The following is a 23,005-nucleotide window of genomic DNA, read 5'->3' as shown; positions in this document are numbered from 1 at the left end:
CCTGCTCCAACTTTTGATTCATAATGAGGAGTATGTCTCGACTTAACCGCGCCCCCATTATCGATGCCGCGCTCGGCCGCACCCCCTCCCGTCCGCCAGTATGGTTGATGCGTCAAGCTGGTCGCTCACTGCCGGAGTACCGCGCCGCCCGCGAGGGCATCGGCATGCTGGACTCTTGCTTCATGCCGGAACTCCTCGCAGAAATCACCCTGCAGCCGGTGCGCCGCCACGACGTGGACGCGGCCATCCTCTTTTCCGATATCGTGGTCCCACTCAAGGCAGCCGGCGTCAACGTCGACATCGTGCCCGGCCGCGGGCCGGTGATGGAGAAGGCGGTGAGGGAGAAGGGGGACATCGGCAAGCTGCCTATTCTTGATACCGACGTGCCCGAAGTTGCCCAAGGCATTGCGGGAATCCTCGGCGAGCTGACCGAAACCCAAGCGCTCATCGGCTTCGTTGGCGCGCCATTTACCCTGGCCAGCTACCTCATCGAGGGCGGTCCCTCCAAGAACCACGAGCGCACCAAGGCGCTCATGCACGCCGAGCCCGAGACGTGGCACATGCTCATGCGCCGGCTCGTGCCCACCATCATTAACTTCCTGCGGGTGCAGGTCGATGCCGGCATCGATGCCATGCAGCTTTTCGATTCCTGGGCCGGCTACCTCAACGAGCGCGACTACCGCGAGTTCGTGCTGCCATATTCGCAGGAAATCCTGGCCAGCGTCGATATTCCGCGCATCCACTTCGGCGTGGGCACCGGCGAGCTGCTGCCGGCGATGTCCGAAGCCGGTTCCGAGGTCATGGGCGTGGACTACCGCGTGGCCATGGACGCCGCCGCCCAGCGCGTGAGCTCCCGCGTGCTGCAGGGCAACCTCGACCCGGCGCTGCTTTTTGCCGGCGACGATGCAGTGCGCCAAGCCGTGCGCACCATCCGCGGCGAGGTCGAGCGCGCCCAGCAGCGCGGCGATATCGACACCCACATTTGGAACCTTGGGCACGGGGTGCTGCCCACTACCGACGCGGAGGCCATCACCCGCGCCGTATCCATCATTCACGAGGAGGGCTAAATGCGTATTGCCATCATCGGTGCTGGCCTCGCCGGCCTTACCGCCGCCTACGAACTGCGCGATCACGACGTCGAGGTTTTCGAGGCCGCCGGGCGCATCGGTGGGAAGCTGTATTCCGTGCCGTTTAATGACGGCCCCACCGACATGGGCGCCGAGGCCTTCCTCGCCCGGCGGCGCGATGCCGTGGACTTCTTCCACGCCCTCGGCTTGGGCGGCAGTTTAGTTGACCCGTCAGGTTTGCGCTCGCTGGTCTACAGCGGGGAGCTCAAGGCCCTGCCGCAGGGCGGGGTGATGGGCATTCCGTCGCATTCCGAGCCGGTCGCACACCTAGTTTCGGAGGACACGGCGCGGCGCATCGATAACGAGCAGCCCTTCGAGTGGACCGTGGGCGGCGACGTCTCGGTTGGTGAGTTGGTGTGTCAACAATACGGCGGCGACCTGGTGGACCGCGTTGTTTCCGCGCTGCTGGGCGGGGTGTACTCATGCACCGCCGATGACCTGGGCCTGCGCGCCACCATCCCCACGCTTGCCGATGCCCTCGATACCCTCGCCGCCTCCGGCCCCGTCACCCTCTCTGCGGCCGTGCGCTCCCTTGAGGAATCCCGTGCAGAGAACCCCAGCGCCGGCGGGCCTGTTTTCCAGACCTTCCGCGGCGGCTACGCCGAACTCTATGAGACCCTGGCCGAAAAATCCCGCGCCAAGATTTTCGTTGACACGTTCATTTCTGGCATCACGCGCGAGGGCGATAAGTTCCGCCTGGCCGGCGCGCCGGGCGATACTGTGCCCTTCGACCGCGTGCTGGTAGCTACCCCGGCACCGACCGCCGCGCGCCTGCTGCCCAAGGTGGCTCCGGATGCGGCAACGCGGTTGAAGGGGGTGAAGCTGGCGGCATCGGCAGTCGTGGGCCTCAAATTCGACTCCGATACCGATCCCTCCGGTACCTCGTTGCCACAAAACTCCGGCATCCTCGTCGCCACCGACCAAGATGACGTGCACGCAAAGGCATTCACGCTGTCATCGCGCAAATGGCCGCACCTGGCAGAGCGCGGCGGGGCGCTGGTGCGTGCCTCGTTCGGCCGGTTTGGCGACGACGCCATCGTCCGCGCCGAAGAAGACGACCTCGTGGACTACGCCCTCGATGACCTGCAGCACCTGACCGGCTTCGACGGCCGCGCTGCTGGCGTCGCCGAAATCTTCACCCAACGTTGGTTCGGCGGCCTACCGCGCTTTGATGCCACCCACCTCGACACTGTGGCGGCCGTGCGCGATGCCTTGTCTCAATCCCCAGGCGTCGACGTCACCGGTGCCTGGGCCGGCGGCGTGGGCGTGCCTGCGGTCATCGCGGATGCGCGCGCTGCCGCCGCCCGCATCGCTAGCAGCTAGCTCGCGCGGCTGCAATTAGCGTTGCTTGCCACTGGCACCACTTGCAGCCCGCGCTGGTTGAAACTAACCCCGGCTGTAGTTGACTCCACTGGGAGCCAGCGCCGGTTGCAGCTAGCGAAGTTGGTGGTTGGTGCTGGCGGTAGTTAAGCATCACCGGCGGTAGCGCGGCTGAACCGTGATACGGTTCGGAATAAGCAGCCAGGCGGATTTGGGCATGCCTAAACAGGCAGCAGGGTTACTGCTGCCTGACCAGGCGCTTGTGGCCAATGCACGCGCGTGCGGAAACCTGATATGCGCGCAGGTAATTGGCATGTGCGAGGGCCTGACCCCTCGGCCAGGAATGCTGGCCGGGGCCTGGGCGCTAGGTTCCGGCGCTGGGGCCGGGCACGGCATCGGGCACGGTGTCGGCCCAGGGCGGTTGCCACACCACCCGCCCGCGCCTGCGGGCGAGGCGACCGCGGCGCGGCGGTGCATTCGGGTCATCGTCGTTGACGCCGTTGTGGTACGGGCAGCAGGCCGCAAGGTTGGCCATATTGGTATCGCCGCCGTGCTGCCAGGCTTCTAGGTGGTGGATTTGGCACTTATCCGCGGGATAATTGCACCGCGGCCACGGGCAGACAGGATTTTCGGCGGCGGCCATGAGCCGCTGCTTCTCGTTGGCCATGCGCTCGGTGCGGTAGAGGTTTACCGCGCCTTCGAAGGGATGCACGAGGGTGATAAGGCCACGCTCGGAAAGCGTGCGCGCGACCAATTCGGCGCCGGTAAGCCGCGCACCATTGGTGAGTTGGATGGTGATTTCTTCGCCGTCGCCATCGATGATGCTGTCGAGCTCGTCGAGCGTGATGATCGCATTGGTCGTCACCGTCGGCCGCGGGGCGGCGGTGCCGGAGAAAAGCCCCGCGACGGAATCTAAAGGCGCATCCTCGTCCAGGTTGGACTCTAAGTCCGCAATGAGGGAGGACGGCCCGGTAATCGCGAGCGTCCACGGCGCGTCCTTGCGGCGGCGAATGCGCACGCCAGGGCGCGGCGGGGTGGACGGATTGATCTCGCGGAGTTTCTTGCGCGCAAGCTTTTCCATCTCGTCGGTATCCGCGGCGGTGCGGCAAAGCTCCACCCGCAGCTGCCATGCCTGGCGCTTGGTCTTGGCGCGCGTGGCGTAGCGCTCGATAACCTCCAGCGTTGGCAGCGCGTGGGCGCGTTCGCGGGCGGCGGCCACGGCGCGGCGTTGTTGGCGGGAAAAGGAGGTGGGGGAGAAGAAGGCATCGGCAAGCGTGAGCAGCGTGCGCGCAGTCCGGTTCGGCGCACCGGCCGCGCGCAGCTCGCGGGCGGACATACCAGTGCACCCGGCGACGATGTCGATGCCGGGCGCCAGGGCCGCGAGGTATGCCTGAAGTGCTGTCATACCCCGCAGCTTAAGGTGATAGCGCAACTAAAGCGCGGCGTGCGGGCGCAGCCTGTGGATAACTCGCCCCAAAAGCGCTAAAAAGCCGCGGTTCGTTGACGCGACATGTGAATAACTAGCCCTTATTGCGGAAAACGAAGATGGACGAGAAGTCCTGGTTCCCATGGCCCATGTCCTGCATCTCGGCGAAACGCTCGATGGCAGCAGTTACGGCGGGCAGGGGCTTGTCGGAGGTGCTCTCCATGAGCTTGGCGTCCTTGGCCAGGGCGTCGACGGTGAAATCGCCGGGGTCGGTATTGCGCTCGCCGGTGATGAACGGGCCTTTCATATTCGACATGAACGACAGGCCGGTGATGTCGAGCATCTGCAGGATGACCTCGGAATCGAGCCCCTCGGATTCGCCGAGCTGCAGGGCCTCGAGCAGGCCTTCGGCGGTCACGGCTAGGGCAAGGTTGGCCAGCAACTTGCCGATGGCCGCCGTCGCCGCCGTTTCCACCCCAATCAGCTTTTCTTCGCCCGCCCAGGCCTCGGCAAGTCCGAGGGCGACCTCGCGGCGGTCATCGTCAGGCGTGCCGACATAAACGCCCAGGTTGCCCTCGCGCGCCGGGCCCAGCGAGCCCACGACGGGGGAGTGGACGTAGGAATCGACGGCGGCGGCGAACTCGCGGGCATCGTCAGGCGAGACCGTCGTGGTGTCGATCCAGGTAATGCCCTCGGGGATAAGCTGCGGCTCGATGACCACCTCGCGGATCTGGTCGGGGCCGAAGAGGGAGGTAATGATGACCTCGGCGCCCTCGACGGCCGCGGCGGGGGTATCGGCGCGCGCCGCGCCCTCATCCACGAGCGGTTGCGCGCGCTCGGCGGTGCGGTTCCACACCGTCAGCTCGTGCTCAGATAGTAGGTGGCGGGCAAGCTCGGTGCCCATGCGTCCGGTTCCTAAAAATGCAATCTTCATACCTCCCCAGTGTGCCATCTCAGCGGGAATGCCGTTTTCTATGACGTATCACGGAATCTCAGGAAACGTTGGAGGGTTGCTGTGAATTCCACCGACATGCACAGTCAAACTTTTGTATGTCGCGCGAGTCGCTAGAATGACAGACATGCCTAATACTTCCCAGTCGCAACAGTGGTTCGAGCGTTCCTCCAAAGTGATCCCGGGCGGGGTGAACTCGCCGGTGCGCGCTTTCGGCTCCGTGGGTGGCCAGGCCCGCGTGATTGAGCGGGGCGCGGGATCGCGCCTGTGGGATGTCGACGGCAATGAGTACGTCGACCTCGTGAGCTCGTATGGCCCGATGATCCACGGCAATGCGCACCCGGAAATCGTCGAGGCTGTGCAGCAGGCTGCCACCGGCGGGCTGAGTTTCGGCACGCCGACGGAGGGCGAGACGCTGCTGGCGGAGGAAATCGTCAAGCGCACCGCGGCCGATAAGGTGCGCATGGTTAACTCCGGCACGGAGGCAACCATGTCGGCGGTGCGTTTGGCCCGCGGCTATACGGGCCGCGCGAAGGTGCTGAAGTTTGAGGGGTGCTACCACGGGCACGTGGATGCGCTGTTGGCATCGGCGGGCTCGGGCGTGGCGACGTTCGGCCTGCCGGATTCGCCGGGTGTTACGGGGGCAACGGCGAAGGACACTATCGTCGTTCCATATAACGATCTGGATGCGGTGCGCGAGGCTTTTGCGGAGAACGAGGGCCAGATTGCCTGCATCATTGCGGAGGCCTCTGCCGGCAATATGGGCACCGTGGCCCCGAATGAGGGTTTCAACGCAGCACTGAAGGAGATCGCGCATGCCGATGGCGCCCTGCTCATCCTCGACGAGGTCATGACCGGCTTCCGCACCTCCTATAAGGGCTGGTACGGCGTCGATGGCGTGGCGGCGGACTTAGTGACCTTTGGCAAGGTGGTCTCTGGTGGCTTGCCGGCTGCGGCCTTTGGCGGTCGCGCCGAGGTCATGGACTACCTGGCACCGGATGGTCCGGTTTACCAGGCGGGCACCTTGTCCGGTAACCCGGTGGCGATGGCTTCGGGCCTGAAGTCGCTGCAGCTTGCCGATGAATCCCTTTACCCCCGCCTGCAGGAAAAGGCCGACCAGCTCGGCGCGATGATTTCCTCCGCGCTGGAGGCTGAGGGCGTGGCGCACCACATTCAGCGTGCGGCATCTATGTTCTCCATTCGTTTTGCAGAGGGCGAGGGCCGCAACTTTGCGGACATGCAGGCCGCGGAGAACTTCCGCTTTGCCCCGTTCTTCCACGCGCTGCTTGAAAATGGCATCTACGTGGCACCGAGCGCGTTCGAGACTTGGTTCGTCTCTGATGCTCTTGGCGATGCCGACTTTGAGCGCATCGATGCCGCCCTCAAGCCCGCCGCGAAGGCCGCGGCCGCAGCGCGTCCCGCACAATAAGGCCTGCGCAACTAGGCCTACTCAACAAGGAGAGACATGACACGCACCATCGTTCACCTCGTGCGCCATGGCGAGGTACACAACCCCGGCAAGATCCTGTACGGGCGCATCCCAGGCTACCACCTATCCTCGCGCGGGCATTCCATGGCCGCGCGCGCGGCGGAAAGCTTTCGCGATCATGATGTGACCTATTTGGCGGCCTCGCCGCTGCAGCGCGCGCAGGAAACCGCGCGGCCGATTGCGCAGGTAACGGGGCTAAATGTGGACGTCGATAAGACGCTCATTGAGTCCGGCAACCAATTCGAGGGACTGCGCACCAAGGGCCTGCGCTCGGCGCTGTGGAATCCGCGGCACTGGCCCAAGATGGTCAACCCGCTGGAGCCGTCGTGGGGTGAGGCTTATGAGGGCATCGCCGAGCGCATGCTCGGTGCGGTCGACCGCGCGCATACCGCGGCAGAAGGTCATGAGGCCGTGCTGGTGAGCCACCAGCTGCCCATCGTGATGGTGCAGCGCACGGTGCTGGGCCAGCGCCTGCCGCATGCGCCGTGGAATCGCGAGTGCGCGCTGGCCTCGGTAACCTCGCTGCTCTTTGAGGATAACCAGGTCACCGATATCTTCTACTCCGCGCCGGCGCAGGAGATTTAATGGCACGCACACGCACCCGTGCGGCAACGCGCGTTGTGGCAGCCGCGCTTTCTATTACCGCCCTGACCTTGACCGCCTGCACACAGGACGCCGAGAACGCGCAGAATGCGGTGGCCACCGGCGGCGAGTTCGAGTTCATCTCCCCGGGCGGGGAGCGGGAAATTCACTACGAGGAAGCCGATAGGAAACCGCTGCGCAGTTTTAGCGGCGCGGACGTCCGCGATACGGATAAGACCATTTCCTTGGACGATTACGAGGGAGAAGTCGTGGTTTTGAATTCCTGGGGTCAGTGGTGCGCGCCGTGCCGCGCTGAGGCCGATGACCTGCAGGCGGTGCACGCCGAGCTGAAAAAACGTGACTTGGGCACGGTCCTAGGCATCAACGTGCGCGACTATAACCCGCAGGTATCCAATGACTTCTTGGACGATAACGGCCTGGAGTACCCTTCCATCTATGATCCGCCGTTTAAGACGGCCGCGGCGCTCGGCGGCGTGCCTACGTCCGTGGTGCCGACCACGATCGTCTTGGATAAACAACACCGTCCGGCTACCGTTTTCTTGCGGTCCATCACCACCGATGACGTGATGGATGTTGTGGATGAATTAGAAAAGGAATAAATGGAATACGCAGCAAATATCGGCGGCCAGTTTGCCGAAGCTGCCACCTCCGGCCCGTTGATCCTCGGCATCCTCGCCGCGGCTCTGGCGGGTCTTGTCAGCTTTGCTAGCCCCTGCGTCATCCCGCTGGTGCCCGGCTATATCTCCTACCTCGCCAGCGTGGTTGGCGGTGAGGTGAGCTATGACGAGAAGCTGGGGGTGGGCGTCGGCAAGCGCAGGCAATGGGCCGTCGTTCTGGCGGCAGCACTGTTCATCTTGGGCTTTACCGTGGTCTTTGTACTGGCGACGGTCTCGGTCTTTGGCGCGATTTCCGCGCTCACGCTCAACGCCGATACGCTGATGCGCGTGGGCGGCGGCGTCACCATCTTGATGGGCGTGGTCTTCCTGGGGGCTATTCCAGCGCTGCAGAAAGACACCCGCCTGGCGCCAAAGCGCTGGACCACGTGGCTGGGCGCGCCGCTTTTGGGCGGTGTTTTCGCGCTGGGGTGGACGCCGTGCCTGGGACCCACGCTGGCAGCGATTGTGTCCATTTCCGCCGGCACCGAAGGCATGACCGCCGCCCGCGGCGCCCTGCTCATCGTGGGGTATTGCCTGGGCCTTGGACTGCCGTTCCTGCTGGTGGCGCTGGGGTCCGCGCGGGCGATGCGCACCATTTCGTGGGCCCGCAAGCACTCGCGCACCATTCAGATCATTGGCGGCGTGGCGATGATCCTCGTGGGCGTTGCCCTGATTACCGGCCTGTGGGGCGAGTTTATTTCCTATATCCAGAAATGGACCGTGGACTACGGCGCAACCCTCATTTAGGAGAAACGTGAAATATATCCGCAAAGCCTGGCGTTGGCTTACCAGCATGCGCACCGCGCTGGCCCTGCTATTCCTGCTGGCGCTCGCCGCCATCCCCGGCTCCCTCTTGCCGCAGCGCGACCTGAACGAGCAGAACGTGCAGGAGTTCATCGAATCCAATGGCACCGTAGCGGAAATCTACGACAAGCTGCAGCTTTTTGATGTCTTTTCCTCCATCTGGTTCCAAGCCATCTTCCTGCTTTTGGCGGTCTCGCTCATTGGCTGCATCATTCCGCGCTCCATCGATCACTACAAGGCGTGGCGCACGCAGCCCACGCGTGCGCCGAAGTATCTGCACCGCCTGCCGCTGAACGCCGAGGGGCATTCGGGTAAGAGCGAGGAAGAACTCAGCGCGGAGATCCACAAGCGCCTGAAAAAGTGGCGCGTGGCCGAATACAGCCCGGATAAGGACCGCGCCGGGGTGCACGCCTTTTCCGCCGAGCGCGGCTACGGTCGCGAGCTGGCCAACCTCATTTTCCACGTCGCCCTGGTGGCGATCTTGGTCACCGTGGCCGCCGGCCGCCTGGTCAACTACGAGGGCCAGGTCATCGTGGTTACGGAATCCGGCTCGCAGGGCGGCAATACCTCGCTGGAGCAGTCCACGGAGTTTTGTAATACCTCCACCTCGAACTTTGACTCCTTCCGGGCAGGGCCGCTTTTCGATGGCACCGGGCTCCACCCTTTCTGCATGACCGCGCATGACTTCACCGCGAAGTACCTGCCCAATGGCCAGGCGGAGATGTTTACCTCCAACGTCTCTTACGCGGAGGGTGACGATATTTATAAGGACTCTTCCGAATGGAAGGACTATGAGCTCAAGGTCAACCACCCGCTGCGCTTGGCGCAAAACCGCGTCTACCTGCAGGGCCACGGCTATGCACCGACGGTGACGGTGGAGTGGCCGGATGGGGAAAAACGCACGCAGACCATCCAATTCCAGCCCACTGACACGACCTTCTTCCTATCTTCGGGCGTGCTGCGCTTTGACCCGCCGGCGGGCATGTACCCGGACCTTTTCGAGCGCCGCCAAAACCAGCTGGCCATCCAGGGGCTTTTCGCCCCGACGGCCGAGTGGAGCGGTGAGAACGGCAAGCTTTTGCAGTCCTCCCACCCGGGCCTGAATGATCCGGCGTTGGCGGTCGATATCTACCGCGGCGATGCCGGCCTCGATACCGGTACGCCGCAGTCGCTCTTTTCGCTGGATTCAAACCTCGTGCACTCGGGGCAGTTGCAGAAGATCGACCGCGTGAACCTGAGCCAAGGCGATGACGTCACGCTTGATGATGGCACCAAGATCACCTTTGACGGTGCCAATGAATTTGCCAATTACCAGGTCTCCTATGACCCATTCCAGAAGTGGGTGCTGGCATCATCGCTGATCATGCTGGTGTCCCTCGTGGCCTCGCTGATGATTAAGCGCCGCCGCGTCTATATTCGCCTGCGGCCGGAGTCTGCCGGCGGCACCACCATCGAGATGGGTGGTCTCGCTCGCACCGACCGCGCCGGCTGGTCCGAGGAATTCCACGAGCTGTACCGCGCACTCTTGGAGCTTCCGGATCCAGATGAGGTGGAAGAAGACAAACTCTATACTGATGATTGATCCAACTATAGTTGGATCCCGCTGCTTGCATGAGTAAGGTAATCAGCGTTATCCCGCACGTGTGAAGGCTAGGTGGACTCCCTTGCAGATTGATCAGAATCTGTCGAACTTCTCGGATCTCGCGGTGCAGACCGCATTCGTGGTGTACTGCGTCGCGCTATTGATGTCGCTGTTGTACTACGGCCGCATACGCAGCCTCATCGAGGCGCGCCGCGTGGGCCGCTCGGAGGCGTCCAAGGTATTGGTCGGCGCAGGGGCCGAGGCTGGCACCGCTACCGCTACCGCCACCGGCTCTGACGCTGCAACCGGCACGGGCGCAACGGATGCCAGCACCGATTACGAAGCTGAGGCAGCCTCCGCGGCAGCAACTATGAGCGAGGAAAAAGTCGCGGAAAAGGAACGCAAGCTGGATAAGCTCGGCGGCATGACCACATCGCTGATGTGGGTTGGCATTGCCCTGCACGCCGCGGCCATCGTATTGCGCGGGCTGGCCACGAGCCGTTTCCCATTTGGCAACCTCTACGAATACGTATTGATGGTGTGCTTCGGCGTGCTGCTGGTGGGCAATATGGCCATGCAGCGCAAGGAATGGCGCACGGTCTGGCCGTGGATCCTTACCCCGGTCCTGGCGCTGATGTTTTACGGTTCCACCAAGCTCTATGCGGATTCCGCACCGGTGGTGCCGGCGCTGCAATCGCACTGGCTGCCCATCCACGTCACGGTGGTATCCTTGGGCGCGTCCATCGGTATCGTTTCCGGCATCGCCTCCCTTTTGAGCCTTTTGCGCCAGTGGCAGCCAAAGGACGCGGAGCGTGGCTTCTTTGGCGCGCTGGCTTATCCGCTGCCGTCCGCGGCCAAGATTGACCGCCTGGCATACCGCTTGGGTGTTATCACCCTGCCCACCCTGGGCCTAGGCATCATCTTGGGCGCCATCTGGGCCGAATCCGCGTGGGGCCGGCCTTGGGGTTGGGACCCGAAGGAAACCGTGTCCTTTGCCACCTGGATCCTCTATGCGGCCTACCTGCACGCCCGTGCGACCCCGGCCTTCCGCAAGGCGGCGCCGTGGATCAACGTCCTAGCGATGGCGGTGATGGTCTTCAACCTCTTCTTTATCAATATGGTGGTCTCCGGTCTGCACTCCTATGCGGGGCTGAACTAAATGGCCACCAACCATAGCCCGCGCAATAAGCAGGGTAAGCCCGCCGGCGATAACGAGCTCATCCTGGGCTTGGGAGCGCAGATTGCGCAGCGGCGGCGTGAGTTGGGCATCGTCCAGCAGCAGCTTGCCGATGCCGCCCAGGTCTCCCGCTCCACCCTCCACACCATCGAGCACGGTGGGGCAGGCGTGCGGTGGGAGAAGGTTACCGCCGTGGCAGAAGCGCTGGGACTTGAGATGCGGTTCGTGCCAAAGGATTAATCCTGGTTGTCGTTCGGGCCCTTTGAACCATTGTTGCCGTCGGCGTCGCGAGTGCGGCGCTGGCGGCGTTTTTCTTCCTCGGCCTCCTGCTTGCGGCGCTGCTTGAAGCGCTCCTTTTCCAGGTTCCACAGGAATTCCTCGTCATCATCGGGGCCCTTGATGGAACGCGGTTGTTCTTCAACCTGGCGGGACTTCCAGGACGATGGCCCAAAGGCCTTCCACACCAGGTAAGCGGCGAGGACAAAAAGCAGTAGGAGGATTAGTCGACCCATGCGGATTATTCTACCTGTACGGCGTACAATCGACCCCCATGACGCACAACCCTGAGCCACCGAAACCAGACCCCGAACTGCGCCGTCGTTCGCGCAAGGCGCTATGGAAATACGGGCTCGCGCGCGTGGTGCTTTTTCTCGCGCTCACCGCGGTCATCGAGCTGCTGGCGGTAGGGATTGGTTTCCCCATTCCCGTACTCGTGGCAGCGCTCCTAGCGCTCTTTGTGGCCCTGCCGCTATCGATGCTGATATTTAAAAACTGGCGCATCGAGGCCACGCAGACGCTGGCGGAGTACTCCGCGCAACGCAAGGCGCACAAGCGCTGGGTACAGGCCGAATTGGAAGGCCGCGCGGAGGCCTAGGCGCGCAAGCCTAGAGGCCTACACTAGGGCGACGGCGATAGCCTCGATTACTGCCCAGATGAGCATGGCGCGCCCGGTCAGCCCCAGCACGGGGATGAGCTCGGGCCCGGTGGCGCCGCGATTGACGGTGCGCACCGCGCGGAGTGCAAACGGGAAGTAGACCAGGCCGGCCAGCGCGAGCCAGCTGCCGAAGGCGACCGCGATGGTAAGCACGAAGGGCAGGAGCAGCAGGCCGGTAAAGAGCAGGCGGGCGTTCTTATTGCCCAGCCGCACCGCGAGGGTGATCTTGCCGGCCTCGGCATCGGAGGGAATATCGCGGATATTATTGACTAGGTTCACCCCGGAGCTCATGGCGCCGATGCTGATGGCCAGGGCTAGGCCCGTCCAAGAAATGCGGCCGGCTTGGGTAAATTCGGTGCCCAGCACGGCGACGAGGCCGAAGAATACAAAGACGGCGACCTCGCCCAAACCGCGGTAACCGTAGGGGTTCTTGCCGCCGGTATAAAACCACGCGCCGACGATGCACAGCGCGCCGATGAGGATGAGCCACCAGGCACCAGCCGCCAGCGACAGGATGATTCCGGCCAAGCCGGCGACGACAAAGCACCCGAACGCGGCGTATTTCACGTGGCGCGGTTGCGCAAGCCCGCTGCCGGTCAGCCGCTGCGGGCCGGTGCGGTCATCATCGGTGCCGCGGATGCCATCGGAGTAGTCATTGGCATAGTTCACGCCGATGATGAGCGCCCACGCCACGATGAGCGCGAGCAGCGCGCGGCCGATATGCCCGCCGCTAATACCGAAGGCCGCGCCCGTACCTGCGATAACGGGTGCGAAGGCGTTGGCCCACGTATGTGGGCGAGCACCATTGATCCAATCCTTGGCGGTCGCGGAATAATTACCGGCTGATGAAGTCATAGCCACCATTGTGCCACTGCGTAGTGGGCGTAAAGCAATCAGGAAGCTGGGGCCTGCGGTGGGGGCTAGGCGTTAAAGACTGCGGCGACGGCTTGGCGGTCTACCTTGCCGGGGCCGGTGGTGGGAAATTCCGCAAGGTGCTTTAAATCCTTAGGCAGCTGCCAGCGGGGGAGTTCGGCGTCTTCGAGGGCCTCGAAGATATCGCCAAGCTCGGCCTTACCGGTATAGGCGGCCACGATGGCTTGGCCCAGCCGCGGGTGCGGGATGCCGACGACGCACGCCTCCTCAACACCCGGTACGCGGAGGATCTCGCGTTCCAAGACCTCTGGGTGCAGCTTCAGCCCGCCGGAGTCGATGACATTATCGAGGCGCCCGGTGACGGTGAGGATGCCGTCTTCGATGACACCGGCATCGGAAGTGGCAAACCACCCATTCCCGGGAAAAGCCTCGTGGTTCGGGGCGTTGCGGTAGCCCCGCGCGATGGTGGGACCGCCAAGTAAGATGCGGCCGTCCTGGACGCGGGCGGTCGTACCGGGCAGTGGGCGGCCATCGTAGACGCAGCCGCCGGCGGTCTCGGAGGAACCGTAGGTGGTGGTGATGTGGATGCCCCTGTCCGTGGCCGCGGCGTGCAGGCGCGGGTGGATGGCGGCACCGCCCACCAAGATGGCATCGAAACTCCGGAGGGCGTCGATGCCTTCCTGGGAGTCCATGGCCTTGGCCAGCTGCAGCGGGGTGAGCGCGGTATAGGTGCGGTCGCCGGTGCGGGAGAGCTCCGCGGCGGCGCGGGCGAAGGCAGAGATATTAAAGCCCGCGCTGAGATCGAGGCAGAGCGGATCCACCCCGGCCACCAGGGAGCGGACGAGAACCTGGATACCGGCGATGTGGTGGGCGGGCATCGCCAAGAGCCATTGCCCAGGGCCGCCGAGGACCTGGTGGGTGGCATCGGCGCTGGCCACCAGATTAGCCGGCGTTAATTGCGCGCCCTTTGGGGTGCCGGTGGACCCAGAGGTGGAGACCACGAGCGCGATGTCCTCGGCGATGGGCTCACCGGCGCGTTGGGAATTGCGCAGGAGGGTGGCGCGGGTGGCATCGGCAAGCGGCAGCGGCAAAAAGCAGGACCTACCGGCAATGGCGGATTCGAGGTCCGGCAGGATGGCCGCGGGGTCGTGCGGATCGACGGGCAAGGGGGCGAGGATAGTCACGGCAGTAGATCTTAAGGCCACGGCGGGACAAACCCCGGTTGCGGCCGGGGTGAGTCGATGCAGGAATCAGCGGTAGGTGTCCTCTTGATCGAAGGGCCGCTCGTTATTGGCCTCGGCCTCTTTAATGCGGCGCAGCATCCACACGCGCGAGCCGAGCACGCCCGCGACGGCGAGGACCGCGAGCAGGATACAAAATGCGATGAGCACGGTGCGGGGTACTCCTTAGTAGTAGTACGGGAACTCGTCCCAGTTGGGCTCGCGCTTGTCCAGGAAGGATTGCTTGCCCTCGACGGCCTCATCGGTCATATAGGCCAGGCGGGTGGCCTCGCCGGCGAAGACCTGCTGGCCCATCAGGCCATCATCGGTGAGGTTGAACGCGAATTTCAGCATGCGCTGGGCGGTGGGGGACTTCATGTTGATTTCCTGGCCCATGCGGATGGCGGCGTCCTCGAGCTCGCCGTGGTCTGCCACCTCATTGACCGCGCCCATCTCATACATGCGCTGGGCATCGTAAGTGCGGCCCAAAAAGAAGATCTCCCGGGCGAATTTCTGGCCCACCATCTTGGCCAGGTAGGCCGAGCCATAGCCCGCATCGAAGGATCCGACGTCCGCGTCCGTCTGTTTAAAGCGCGCCTCCTGGCGGGAGGCCACGGTCATATCGCAGACCACGTGCAGCGAGTGCCCGCCGCCGGCGGCCCACCCATTGACCACGGCGATAACCACCTTGGGCATGGTGCGGATGAGGCGCTGGACCTCCAGGATGTGCAGACGGCCGCCTTCTACCTTGGCGCGGGCCTCATCGACGCTGGACTCATCCGCCGTGGCATCATCGTGGGCGTGCTCGGTGGCATAGCGATACCCCGAGCGCCCACGAATGCGCTGGTCACCGCCGGAACAAAACGCCCAGCCGCCATCTTTTTGCGAAGGCCCATTGCCGGTAAGCAAGATCGTGCCCACATCCGGAGTGCGGCGGGCGTGATCCAAGGTGCGATACAGCTCATCCACGGTGTGCGGCCGGAAGGCATTGCGCACCTCCGGCCTGTCGATGGCGATGCGCACAATCCCATTCTTCCGACCGTCCGCCGCCAGACGGTGGTAGGTGACGTCCGTGAGATCCCCAAAGCCCTCAACCGGGCGCCACAATTCCTCACGGAATGGATTTTCGGTGCTGTATTTCTTTTGCTCGCTCATAGCGCCCAGCATAGTGGGCGCGAAAAAGTTTAGTCCCCATTCCCAACCCTCACCTCTACGCACTGCCCAGCATGCTGGTAATAATCGATACTCAATAACTGCGAGGGGTTACCCCGCAATGTACCCGTGTACCCTGTGCCGGCGCGGTCATCAATACGGTGGGAAGACTCGAACTTCCTCAACCCTTTAACGCCAAAGGGTGCCTAGATGTCCTCGAATTTCCCCTCGAAGGCGGGGGCATACTCGCTGCAAGTGCGTAAAGGCTACCGCCACGCGCGCGGCGTGGCATGACTAAAGCTTCGCTATGGAGTTAACAGTTCCGTATTCCAGTTCAACTGCTGGATGCGGGTATCAAGCTCCCGGTACTGCTTGGACAGATCATCGACCCGCTTGCGCAGCTCTGCTACCGGCAGCGTGGCCACAAACTTAATCTCCGCGCGGGAGTAGCGATCCTGGCGCGCGCCCGCGGCCTGGGCGAGGTCGTGGTAGATGCGGCGGGTACGCACGAGGCCATCGCGAAGCGCCAGCGCCTGCATCAGGTTCTTCTCGCCATCAAAATCGGTGGCCACGTTCGTGGCATTGATGGCCTGCACGAGCTTATCGATGCGCCCAGTAATGCCCTCCAACTCGCGCAAAAGCTCGGCCGGATCCTCGTCCGGGGTATCGCCCTCCTGCACGCGGACTACGGAGAGCAGGCGCTCGCGCAGCTCATTGAGCCGGTCCTGCGCCTGGGCGCGCTCCGCTAATGCCTCTGCCAGTAACATGGTTCCTCCTTCAGGGATAGGTAGGAACCAACGTAGCCGGGGTGGGGGCTGGGGTCAATGGTTTTCTTGAGTTACCCGATAAACATGAAAGCAAAGAGCGTGTTGAGCACGGTCGCAACGATCATCGGAACGGCAGTGCGCTTGACCAGCCGGATGGGGTTGACATTAATTGCCCCGGACACGATGAGTACTGCAGCATTGACCGGCGAAACCTGGCGCATGAGGTTTGAGGTTCCCCAGATGGCAGTGAGCATCTGCGGGGCGTGTATTGAGGTCTGCGCAGCCAAGTCAGGTACCGCCTCTGCGAAGGCAAAATAGGGTGCGGTGCCGGAACCGGTGAGCGCGGCCATGGCCGCCGTGGCGGCGACGAAGATCAGCACAAGCGTGATTGCGGCACCCGAAGAATCCTGCGCCACGTTGATAAGCATGTCAATGACGCCCATCTGCGTGATGCCTTCTACCAAGACGGCGGCCGCCACCAGGAGCGCGACGACGCCGGCCGCGCCCTCGCCCATTCCTTTGAAGAAGGTAGCGGTGGAATCAATGGCCCCGGTAACGGTGCGCTTGCGAATGGACTCGATGATCATCGCAATAAATAGTGACGTCACGGTAACTGGCAGGATTCCCGCCTCGAAGGAAAGAACGCCAAGCTGGTTCAGGATAGCTGATATCACGATGAGCAAGAGCGGTAGTAACGGCAGAACAGCGTAATAGCCGGGCAGGGAAGAAGCACGCGCAATGGATTCTTCCGTATCTGCCAAGGATGCGTTCTCACCGTCTGCAAACCCTGCTGTATCTGCTTCTTTTTATCGCAGCGGCGTTGCCACCACATGTGTACAAAGGCGGTAATTACCAAGGTTGGTATGGCCGCATACGCTACTGAGCCGAAGACGAATTCCGTCACCGGCATATCTGTAAGCGCAGCACCTTGAATAAGTCCCGCTTCTAGGGGAGTGGGCATGATCGTAGACGATGTGACGACGATTGCGGCAACGGTCAGAGGAGTAAGCCCCGCGGCGATAAGCGCTGGAAGCAGCGTTGCGACCAACAACAATGAGAGTGCAGAGGCGGAAGGAACCACCAGCGATAGGAGGCTACCAATGAGGAAGCCGACTGGGACCAACCAATAGGAACCCTCAAAGCGCTTGAGAGGGGAGGAAAGAATCACCACCGCCTTGGCATCGGCCCCGATGTGGTGCATGTATGACACGAAACCAAATAGCACCATGATGGCCATGCCGATGCCGGAAAAGCGCTCTTTGAACAGGGCGTCTACCACCAAGAGCTGGTCATAGAAGGAATTGCCGGTAGCGTCGATATCGACGGTTCTAAAATCGGCGCGGCCGGTGAGTGCGGCGAGCATGAGTAGGACGACACCTACTGAGAAAATTGCCGCCGCAGCGTGGACTTTTTTGTAGATAAGGTAGACCACGGCCGCAAGCGCTGCCAAGGCTATCAAGAGGTACAGCATCGCAGGACCTTCATTCCGGTTATAACCACTTACGTATTTAATGTAGCACTCATAAATAAGATAAGTACTATGAACCTATGAACATAGATGACGTTCTCGACCGCGCCCACGTAGTCTCCCTCCCGCTGGCCGTGAAGTTTCGCGGCATCACCACGCGAGAGGCGTTGCTCATTGATGGGCCTGCCGGTTGGGGTGAATTTGCGCCGTTCCTGGAATATGGGCCCGCGGAATCGGCCGCGTGGCTGCGCGCCGGGCTGGAAGCGGCCTACGAGGGCTTTCCTAAGCCCGTGCGCGAGTGGGTAGAGGTCAACGCCACCATTCCCGCCGTTCCCGCCAGCGAGGTCCCGGCGATTGTGGATCGCTACCCCGGCTGCCGGACGTTCAAGATCAAGGTGGCGGAGAAAGGCCAGACGCTTGCCGATGACATCGCGCGCGTCCAGGCCGTCCGCGATCACGTCAGCGCCCGCGGCGTTATTCCTGTGCTGCGCGTGGACGCCAATGGCGGCTGGAGCGTGGCCGAGGCAGTAGAAGCCGCCCAAGCGCTCATGCCGCTGGACTATATGGAACAACCCTGCGCGAGCGCGGAAGAATTGGTGGAGGTGCGCAGGCAGCTCATGCGCAATGGGCTTTTTGTGCGCGTGGCCGCGGATGAATCCATTCGCAAGGTTGAGGATCCGTACCGCGTGGCGGATCTGCAGGCGGCAGATGTAGCGGTGGTGAAACCCGCGCCGCTGGGCGGGGTGCGCCGCGTCCTCGACGTGGCACAGCACCTGCGCGAACGGCATATGGATATTACGGTGGCCTCGGCGCTGGATACCTCCATCGGCATCAATATGGGCCTGGCGGCGGTGGCGGCGTTGCCCCAAATCTATGACGACGAGGACATTGACGTCACCCCGGCCGCAGCGGGCCTGGCCACGGGAAGCCTTTTCGAAGAAGATGTCACCGCGCCGCGCCAGCTACACGACGGCCACCTGCGCGCCGAGATCCTTGGCCCTGAACCGGACCGCCTGTCCGCCTTGGCCGCCCCGGCTAGCCGCCGCGACTGGTGGTTCGAGCGCCTGCGGGAATCGTGGCAATTCCTGTAGTTGCGCCTGAAAGCGCAAACTACAGTGCTTAACAGTTGATAGTTAAGGCATAAGAAAAGCGCCTGGCACTTGCCAGGCGCTTTTGTCTATCTAATCCTTAGACCAACTCGTGAGTGAGGTTGGCTGGGCGGGTGTAGGTATTAACAACCGGGGACCACTTGATGGCGTCGTCCACGATCTTCTGCAGGGTCTCCTGGTCGGCGTCGCCGTCGATGTCGACCTTAACGTTGACGTCGGAAACGCCTGGGCGCTTGTCCTCGCCCAAGTCACCAACGCCCCAGGTTGGGGAGAGGTCGATGTCGCCGACGATGTCGAGCTCCAGCTTGGTCAGGGTAACGCCACGGTGCTGGGCGATGGCCTGGATGCCAACGTTGATGCAGGCACCAAGACCAGCCTGAGCGACCTCGGTGGGGTTGGGTGCGGAGTTATCGCCAAGCAGCGGCAAAGGCTCGCCCACCTTGATGGTGTGGCCGCGCACGGTGGTGTTATTGCGGAAGAGACCGTCTGCCTCAGTGTGGGAGCGGACGTGCTTCTTAGCGCCCTCAGGGTTGTCGATGTTCTTCTGTGCTAGGTCGTTGAGCTTCTCGCCGTCAATGGGCTCGAGAGCGTCGCCTTCTTTGTGGTTCGGGGTGAGATCAGACATTAAATTGCTCCTTGTATCAGACGATTATTTACTGATGGCGCCATGGTAGCTCGAAGGTAAATATAAATCTAGAACGAGAGGTCTATTTTGTAGAGAAAGGCAGGTCTGTGATGAATAAAAATAAGGACACCGCATTTCCTAGCTTGTGAATTTAGAAATTGACACCATAGTGTACCTAGCCTAGGTTCATTCTGAACAAACCACTTGGTCTAGTTGAGAAAGAACATATGGTGCACAACCGAAACCTGTCGCGACGGCAGATACTGCGCAGTGCAGTGGCAATGGGTGGGGTAGCAGTAGGCTCGCAGATGCTATCTGCATGCTCCTCGCCGCGGCAGGAAAGCAACGCCCAGTCCGGAAAATCTGGGCAGGGCGGGGAAACCCTCACCATCGGATTCGTGCCCATCGCGTGCGCGTCACCGTTGGTTGCAGCCGATGGCTTGGGTGCCTTCGCAAAGCAGGGCCTCAACGTTGAGCTGCGCAAATTCGCGGGGTGGGCGGATCTCTGGACCGCCTATGCCACCGGCGCCTTAGACGTGGCGCACATGCTCTCGCCCATGCCGCTGGCCATCGATGCCGGGGCTACCAATGCCTCCAGGCCCACCGAATTGGCCTTTACACAAAACACCAACGGGCAGGCACTGACCTTGTCCACCTCCCGCCTGGATACCGTGTCACGGCCTGAGGATCTAAAGGGCATGGTGCTAGGCATCCCCTTTGAGTATTCGGTGCATGCGCTCTTGCTGCGCGATTACCTCGTGGCCGGCGGGATGGATCCGGTCTCTGATGTGGAACTGCGCCTCATGCGCCCGGCCGATATGGTGGCACAACTTTCGGTAGGCACCATCGACGGGTTTATTGGCCCAGAGCCCTTCAACCAGCGCGCCCTGACTACCGGCTCGGGCCGCGCCTTTGTTCCCACCCGCCAGATGTGGGAAGACCACCCGTGCTGCTCGGTTGCCGTGGCCAAGGAAGTGGACCGAGACGTGCGCGACCGCGTGGTCGCAGCGCTGCACGAAGGCGCGCAGTACGTCGATAGCCCGCACCACGTCCATGAATCGGCTTCCATGCTGGCCAAGGAGAAGTACCTGAATCAGAAGGAAGAGCTGATCTCGCGGGCGCTGGCCGGAAATTACACCACCTGGGACGGCAAAGACCTGGTAGATCCACAGATGATTAAGTTCGGCGGCAGCACCTCTGCCACCGCAATTACGTGGATGGCCGCCCAAATGGCCCGCTGGGACCTGGGCGGAAAGGCAATGCCGCTGGATGACCAAGCGCTGCTAGATGTCACGAAATCCGTTTTGCCGCGCGAGGCCGATCTCACTACGGACCCAGTGGAGATCAATGGCCATACCTTCGATCCCCTGCACCCCACCGCCGGATACCAGCGTTAAGGACTCCCACGCTTATGACCACACTGAAAAATCAGAGCGCTCGCACCAGCACAGCGCACTCCACTGACACCCACTCAGCAGCGCCCCATTCGGGCCGCACCGCCAGCCGGAAGAAGCGGCGGGAGAGCCCGTGGAAGGCAATGGGCCTGGGTATTGCGCTTTTCATTGCCTTCATCGCCATCTGGCAGGCGGTCGCGGCTGCGGGCTGGCTTTCCGATATCGCCCCCACTCCCGCGCGCACCTGGGATAGGGCCGTAGAGATCCTTTCTGATCCCTTCTACCGGGATGGGCCGGCCTCGGTGGGCATCTTTTGGCACATGGTCGCCTCCCTGCGCCGCGTGCTCATCGGCTTTGCCATCGCCATGGTGATAGCCATTCCGCTGGGCTTTTGGCTGGGGTCTTCTGCTACCTTCCGCCGCGCGACGGATCCCTTTGTCCAGATCCTGCGCCCCGTCTCCCCGCTGGCATGGCTGCCGCTAGGCCTGGCGCTGCTTCGCGATGCCGAAAATACCGCCGTCTTCGTCATCATCCTCTCCGCCTTGTGGCCGACGCTGCTCAATACCATCGAGGCCGTCCGCGGGATTCACCCCACGTATAAGAACTTGGCGGCCACGCTCGGCACGAACCGGATGCAACAGCTCCTCTACATCGTCGGGCCGGCTGCGCTGCCGGGGATTATCACCGGCATGCGGCAATCGCTATCGACCGCCTGGTTAGTCATCGTGGCCGCGGAAATGCTCGTCGGCGGGCAGGGCGTCGGTTTCTTTGTCTGGAATATGTGGAACCGCCTCGATATTGACGCCATCGTCGTGGTCATCGTGCTGATCGGTGTCATCGGATTGGCCCTGGATTACCTCGTTGCCTCCCTGCAGAAAGTGGTGCGCTATGACTAATGCCCATATCGAATTTGCTGGTATTACCAAAAGCTACGGCCCAACCAAGATCATTGGGGATACCTCAGTATCCATTGGGGAGGGCGAGTTCGTGTCCCTGCTGGGGCCATCGGGCTCCGGCAAGTCCACTATGCTGAATATGATCGCGGGCCTGGCATTTCCCTCTACCGGCGAGGTGCGCGCGCGAGGCGAGGCCGTGACCGGCCCAGGTCCAGACCGCGGTGTGGTATTTCAAAATCACGCGCTCCTGCCGTGGATGACGGCGCGCGGGAATATCGAGTTCGGGCTGCGCTCGGCTCGCCCGGAGCTATCCAAGGCCGAGCGCACCCAGATTGCGCAGGACTTCCTCGATGAGGTCAGCCTGGGCCATGCGGCAGATAGGCGCCCATCGCGGTTATCCGGTGGCATGCAACAACGCGTCGGTTTGGCGCGCGCCTTTGCCATCGGCTCGGATATCTTATTGCTCGATGAACCCTTCGGCGCATTGGATGCGCTCACCCGCCGCCAGCTGCAGTCGCTGCTGTTGAATGTGTGGGAAGAAAACCGCCGCACGGTGGTCATGGTCACCCACGACGTGGATGAGGCGGTGCTGCTCTCGGATCGCATTGTGGTCATGTCGCCGGGGCCAGAGGCCACCATCATCGAGGACATCGAAGTAGGGCTGCCCCGCCCGCGCAGCGGTAGCGATGACTCCGCGGTGGTGGAGCGCAAAAATGAGCTGCGCGAACGGCTCCTTGGGCTGCTCGAAAACGGCTAGAGCGAGAGGATGTTCCTATATAGGTTGTCAACTTCGTGGGTGGGCTTGTTGGGCGTGTGTTGACTTTAGGTTGCTGCGGCGTTGAGTCTTTTGCCTTCTTTGCGTTTTCGTTCATAGAATTGCCGGGAACGCTCGTGGAATCTGATCGATGCAAAAGACGATTGCCATAGGGCGTTCTTTAATTTTTTGTTGCCAGCCCGATTGGGCGAATTCGACATAAGGGCCTGACCCCCGAAATGTGGACACGTCGGGGGTAGCTGTGCTGCTTTAGTTAGTGTAGCTGAAGTCTCGGCTTCAAAGACATCAGGAGCTACAAGATTGCACCAGGAGTGGCGCCTTCGGGTGTTGTAGTCCATGCACCACCGGAAGATTTCCTGGCGGCAGCTGATTGGACTTTCAAAGAGTTTCCTATCACGCAGTACTTCACGCTTTAAGGTGGCGTTAAAAGATTCTGCCAGGGCATTATCGGCACTCGTTCCAACCGCGCCCATGGACTGGCGTACACCTAACGATGAGCAGTAGTTTCTAAATGCTTGTGTGAAGTGTCCCAGGTTTTGTTCCGTTTGAGTAGATGGGAAAATCTGGAATATGCCGAGAAAATTTGACCAGGATGCCAAGGACCGAGTGGTCCGTCTCGTGGAAGACCGCATCGTGGCGGAAAATATGTCGATGCA

23 protein-coding genes and 3 pseudogenes are annotated in these 23,005 nt (G+C 62.3%); 14 read left to right on the top strand and 12 right to left on the bottom strand.

The features are described 5' to 3' along the window. The first annotated feature begins 32 nt into the window (after positions 1-32). Together hemE and ABRP98_RS08670 are read left to right on the top strand one after the other, a co-directional pair. A complete protein-coding gene (hemE, locus tag ABRP98_RS08675; RefSeq protein WP_284771012.1) occupies positions 33-1,067 on the top strand; it encodes a uroporphyrinogen decarboxylase in 1,035 nt (344 codons plus the stop codon). After that, positions 1,068-2,450, top strand: a complete 1,383-nt coding sequence (locus ABRP98_RS08670) for a protoporphyrinogen oxidase (protein ID WP_349858724.1) — start codon at positions 1,068-1,070, stop codon at positions 2,448-2,450. Positions 2,451-2,811: 361 nt separating this feature from the next. On the opposite strand, the gene ABRP98_RS08665 is transcribed toward ABRP98_RS08670, so the two are convergent. Together ABRP98_RS08665 and ABRP98_RS08660 are read right to left on the bottom strand one after the other, a co-directional pair. Beyond that, positions 2,812-3,852 (bottom strand): HNH endonuclease signature motif containing protein, encoded by a 1,041-nt coding sequence (locus tag ABRP98_RS08665; RefSeq protein ID WP_349858722.1) that lies wholly within the window; start codon positions 3,850-3,852, stop codon positions 2,812-2,814. Positions 3,853-3,967: 115 nt separating this feature from the next. Beyond that, positions 3,968-4,807 carry an NAD(P)-dependent oxidoreductase gene (locus ABRP98_RS08660; RefSeq protein WP_349858720.1) on the bottom strand — a complete coding sequence of 280 codons (840 nt, stop codon included), beginning with the start codon at positions 4,805-4,807 and terminating at the stop codon, positions 3,968-3,970. A 136-nt stretch (positions 4,808-4,943) separates the two neighbouring features. On the opposite strand from ABRP98_RS08660, the gene hemL reads away from it, so the two are divergent. The 7 genes from hemL to ABRP98_RS08625 all read left to right on the top strand — a co-directional run bounded on the left by hemL (position 4,944) and on the right by ABRP98_RS08625 (position 11,376). Then, positions 4,944-6,254 (top strand): glutamate-1-semialdehyde 2,1-aminomutase, encoded by a 1,311-nt coding sequence (hemL, locus tag ABRP98_RS08655; RefSeq protein ID WP_349858718.1) that lies wholly within the window; start codon positions 4,944-4,946, stop codon positions 6,252-6,254. Positions 6,255-6,290: 36 nt separating this feature from the next. Further along, on the top strand, positions 6,291-6,899 hold the full coding sequence (locus ABRP98_RS08650; protein WP_349858715.1) for a histidine phosphatase family protein: 609 nt from the start codon (positions 6,291-6,293) through the stop codon (positions 6,897-6,899). After that, the gene (locus tag ABRP98_RS08645) at positions 6,899-7,516 is read left to right on the top strand and encodes a TlpA disulfide reductase family protein (protein ID WP_349858712.1); all 618 of its coding nucleotides are present in this window, start codon (positions 6,899-6,901) and stop codon (positions 7,514-7,516) included. The genes ABRP98_RS08650 and ABRP98_RS08645 overlap by 1 nt, the downstream gene beginning before the upstream one ends. Continuing rightward, positions 7,517-8,320, top strand: coding sequence for a cytochrome c biogenesis CcdA family protein (locus ABRP98_RS08640; RefSeq protein ID WP_284623438.1), 804 nt, complete (start codon positions 7,517-7,519; stop codon positions 8,318-8,320). It abuts the gene before it with no gap. A 7-nt stretch (positions 8,321-8,327) separates the two neighbouring features. Continuing rightward, entirely contained in the window at positions 8,328-9,959 is a 1,632-nt protein-coding gene (locus tag ABRP98_RS08635; protein WP_349858710.1) for a cytochrome c biogenesis protein ResB, read from the top strand. Positions 9,960-10,041: 82 nt separating this feature from the next. After that, on the top strand, positions 10,042-11,118 hold the full coding sequence (gene ccsB / locus ABRP98_RS08630; RefSeq protein WP_284853649.1) for a c-type cytochrome biogenesis protein CcsB: 1,077 nt from the start codon (positions 10,042-10,044) through the stop codon (positions 11,116-11,118). Then, a complete protein-coding gene (locus ABRP98_RS08625) occupies positions 11,119-11,376 on the top strand; it encodes a helix-turn-helix domain-containing protein (protein ID WP_023016668.1) in 258 nt (85 codons plus the stop codon). It begins immediately after the preceding gene. Here the strand turns inward: ABRP98_RS08625 and ABRP98_RS08620 are convergent. Continuing rightward, positions 11,373-11,648, bottom strand: a complete 276-nt coding sequence (locus ABRP98_RS08620) for a hypothetical protein (protein WP_284771021.1) — start codon at positions 11,646-11,648, stop codon at positions 11,373-11,375. The two genes, ABRP98_RS08625 and ABRP98_RS08620, sit on opposite strands and share 4 nt — an antisense overlap. Positions 11,649-11,686: 38 nt before the next feature. Here ABRP98_RS08620 and ABRP98_RS08615 point away from each other — a divergent pair, with 38 nt between their 5' ends. Next, on the top strand, positions 11,687-12,010 hold the full coding sequence (locus tag ABRP98_RS08615; protein ID WP_284771022.1) for a DUF4229 domain-containing protein: 324 nt from the start codon (positions 11,687-11,689) through the stop codon (positions 12,008-12,010). 18 nt (positions 12,011-12,028) lie between these two features. Here ABRP98_RS08615 and ABRP98_RS08610 read toward each other — a convergent pair whose 3' ends face one another. The 6 genes and pseudogenes from ABRP98_RS08610 to dcuC form a co-directional block, all read right to left on the bottom strand. Then, positions 12,029-12,934 carry a 1,4-dihydroxy-2-naphthoate polyprenyltransferase gene (locus ABRP98_RS08610; RefSeq protein ID WP_349858708.1) on the bottom strand — a complete coding sequence of 302 codons (906 nt, stop codon included), beginning with the start codon at positions 12,932-12,934 and terminating at the stop codon, positions 12,029-12,031. Between the two features lie 56 nt (positions 12,935-12,990). Next, positions 12,991-14,127: an o-succinylbenzoate--CoA ligase gene (gene menE, locus ABRP98_RS08605; protein WP_349858705.1), complete on the bottom strand. Its 1,137-nt coding sequence runs from the start codon at positions 14,125-14,127 to the stop codon at positions 12,991-12,993. A gap of 66 nt (positions 14,128-14,193) precedes the next feature. Next, a complete protein-coding gene (locus ABRP98_RS08600) occupies positions 14,194-14,334 on the bottom strand; it encodes a hypothetical protein (protein ID WP_023028231.1) in 141 nt (46 codons plus the stop codon). Between the two features lie 15 nt (positions 14,335-14,349). Then, complete coding sequence (locus tag ABRP98_RS08595; RefSeq protein ID WP_034653771.1) at positions 14,350-15,318, bottom strand: 1,4-dihydroxy-2-naphthoyl-CoA synthase; 969 nt, start codon at positions 15,316-15,318, stop codon at positions 14,350-14,352. Positions 15,319-15,620: 302 nt separating this feature from the next. Then, positions 15,621-16,082 (bottom strand): DIP1984 family protein, encoded by a 462-nt coding sequence (locus tag ABRP98_RS08590; RefSeq protein ID WP_349858703.1) that lies wholly within the window; start codon positions 16,080-16,082, stop codon positions 15,621-15,623. 71 nt (positions 16,083-16,153) lie between these two features. Continuing rightward, positions 16,154-17,553 (bottom strand): annotated as a pseudogene (gene dcuC / locus ABRP98_RS11810) (C4-dicarboxylate transporter DcuC). Positions 17,554-17,630: 77 nt separating this feature from the next. Here dcuC and ABRP98_RS08575 point away from each other — a divergent pair. Next, a complete protein-coding gene (locus ABRP98_RS08575; RefSeq protein ID WP_349858700.1) occupies positions 17,631-18,641 on the top strand; it encodes an o-succinylbenzoate synthase in 1,011 nt (336 codons plus the stop codon). Between the two features lie 97 nt (positions 18,642-18,738). Here ABRP98_RS08575 and ABRP98_RS08570 read toward each other — a convergent pair whose 3' ends face one another. Next, complete coding sequence (locus tag ABRP98_RS08570) at positions 18,739-19,284, bottom strand: OsmC family protein (RefSeq protein WP_349858698.1); 546 nt, start codon at positions 19,282-19,284, stop codon at positions 18,739-18,741. Between the two features lie 227 nt (positions 19,285-19,511). Between ABRP98_RS08570 and ABRP98_RS08565 the strand changes: the two genes are divergently transcribed. The 3 genes from ABRP98_RS08565 to ABRP98_RS08555 are packed head-to-tail and all read left to right on the top strand — an operon-like array spanning position 19,512 to position 22,331. Beyond that, positions 19,512-20,681 (top strand): ABC transporter substrate-binding protein, encoded by a 1,170-nt coding sequence (locus tag ABRP98_RS08565; RefSeq protein WP_349858696.1) that lies wholly within the window; start codon positions 19,512-19,514, stop codon positions 20,679-20,681. A gap of 14 nt (positions 20,682-20,695) precedes the next feature. Next, entirely contained in the window at positions 20,696-21,574 is an 879-nt protein-coding gene (locus ABRP98_RS08560; protein ID WP_349858694.1) for an ABC transporter permease, read from the top strand. Continuing rightward, positions 21,567-22,331 (top strand): ABC transporter ATP-binding protein, encoded by a 765-nt coding sequence (locus ABRP98_RS08555; RefSeq protein ID WP_349858692.1) that lies wholly within the window; start codon positions 21,567-21,569, stop codon positions 22,329-22,331. The genes ABRP98_RS08560 and ABRP98_RS08555 overlap by 8 nt, the downstream gene beginning before the upstream one ends. A 74-nt stretch (positions 22,332-22,405) precedes the next feature. Here the strand turns inward: ABRP98_RS08555 and ABRP98_RS08550 are convergent. Then, positions 22,406-22,555: pseudogene (locus ABRP98_RS08550) on the bottom strand (IS110 family transposase); the annotation flags it as partial. Between the two features lie 99 nt (positions 22,556-22,654). Continuing rightward, positions 22,655-22,981, bottom strand: a pseudogene (locus tag ABRP98_RS08545) (integrase core domain-containing protein); the annotation flags it as partial. Positions 22,982-23,005 lie beyond the last annotated feature (24 nt).

Source organism: Corynebacterium sp. KPL2838, assembly GCF_040225455.1.
GTDB lineage: Bacteria > Actinomycetota > Actinomycetes > Mycobacteriales > Mycobacteriaceae > Corynebacterium > Corynebacterium rhinophilum.
The sequence above is the reverse complement of the archived record's forward strand: the minus strand, read 5'-3'. Positions and strand labels throughout refer to the sequence as shown.

Coding starts and splice junctions, on each gene's coding strand:
- hemE (WP_284771012.1), top strand. CDS start 33: ATGTCTCGACTTAACCGCGCCCCCATTATCGATGCCGCGCTCGGCCGC.
- ABRP98_RS08670 (WP_349858724.1), top strand. CDS start 1,068: ATGCGTATTGCCATCATCGGTGCTGGCCTCGCCGGCCTTACCGCCGCC.
- ABRP98_RS08665 (WP_349858722.1), bottom strand. CDS start 3,852: ATGACAGCACTTCAGGCATACCTCGCGGCCCTGGCGCCCGGCATCGAC.
- ABRP98_RS08660 (WP_349858720.1), bottom strand. CDS start 4,807: ATGAAGATTGCATTTTTAGGAACCGGACGCATGGGCACCGAGCTTGCC.
- hemL (WP_349858718.1), top strand. CDS start 4,944: ATGACAGACATGCCTAATACTTCCCAGTCGCAACAGTGGTTCGAGCGT.
- ABRP98_RS08650 (WP_349858715.1), top strand. CDS start 6,291: ATGACACGCACCATCGTTCACCTCGTGCGCCATGGCGAGGTACACAAC.
- ABRP98_RS08645 (WP_349858712.1), top strand. CDS start 6,899: ATGGCACGCACACGCACCCGTGCGGCAACGCGCGTTGTGGCAGCCGCG.
- ABRP98_RS08640 (WP_284623438.1), top strand. CDS start 7,517: ATGGAATACGCAGCAAATATCGGCGGCCAGTTTGCCGAAGCTGCCACC.
- ABRP98_RS08625 (WP_023016668.1), top strand. CDS start 11,119: ATGGCCACCAACCATAGCCCGCGCAATAAGCAGGGTAAGCCCGCCGGC.
- ABRP98_RS08620 (WP_284771021.1), bottom strand. CDS start 11,648: ATGGGTCGACTAATCCTCCTACTGCTTTTTGTCCTCGCCGCTTACCTG.
- ABRP98_RS08615 (WP_284771022.1), top strand. CDS start 11,687: ATGACGCACAACCCTGAGCCACCGAAACCAGACCCCGAACTGCGCCGT.
- ABRP98_RS08610 (WP_349858708.1), bottom strand. CDS start 12,934: ATGGTGGCTATGACTTCATCAGCCGGTAATTATTCCGCGACCGCCAAG.
- ABRP98_RS08595 (WP_034653771.1), bottom strand. CDS start 15,318: ATGAGCGAGCAAAAGAAATACAGCACCGAAAATCCATTCCGTGAGGAA.
- ABRP98_RS08590 (WP_349858703.1), bottom strand. CDS start 16,082: ATGTTACTGGCAGAGGCATTAGCGGAGCGCGCCCAGGCGCAGGACCGG.
- ABRP98_RS08575 (WP_349858700.1), top strand. CDS start 17,631: ATGAACATAGATGACGTTCTCGACCGCGCCCACGTAGTCTCCCTCCCG.
- ABRP98_RS08570 (WP_349858698.1), bottom strand. CDS start 19,284: ATGTCTGATCTCACCCCGAACCACAAAGAAGGCGACGCTCTCGAGCCC.
- ABRP98_RS08565 (WP_349858696.1), top strand. CDS start 19,512: ATGGTGCACAACCGAAACCTGTCGCGACGGCAGATACTGCGCAGTGCA.
- ABRP98_RS08560 (WP_349858694.1), top strand. CDS start 20,696: ATGACCACACTGAAAAATCAGAGCGCTCGCACCAGCACAGCGCACTCC.
- ABRP98_RS08555 (WP_349858692.1), top strand. CDS start 21,567: ATGACTAATGCCCATATCGAATTTGCTGGTATTACCAAAAGCTACGGC.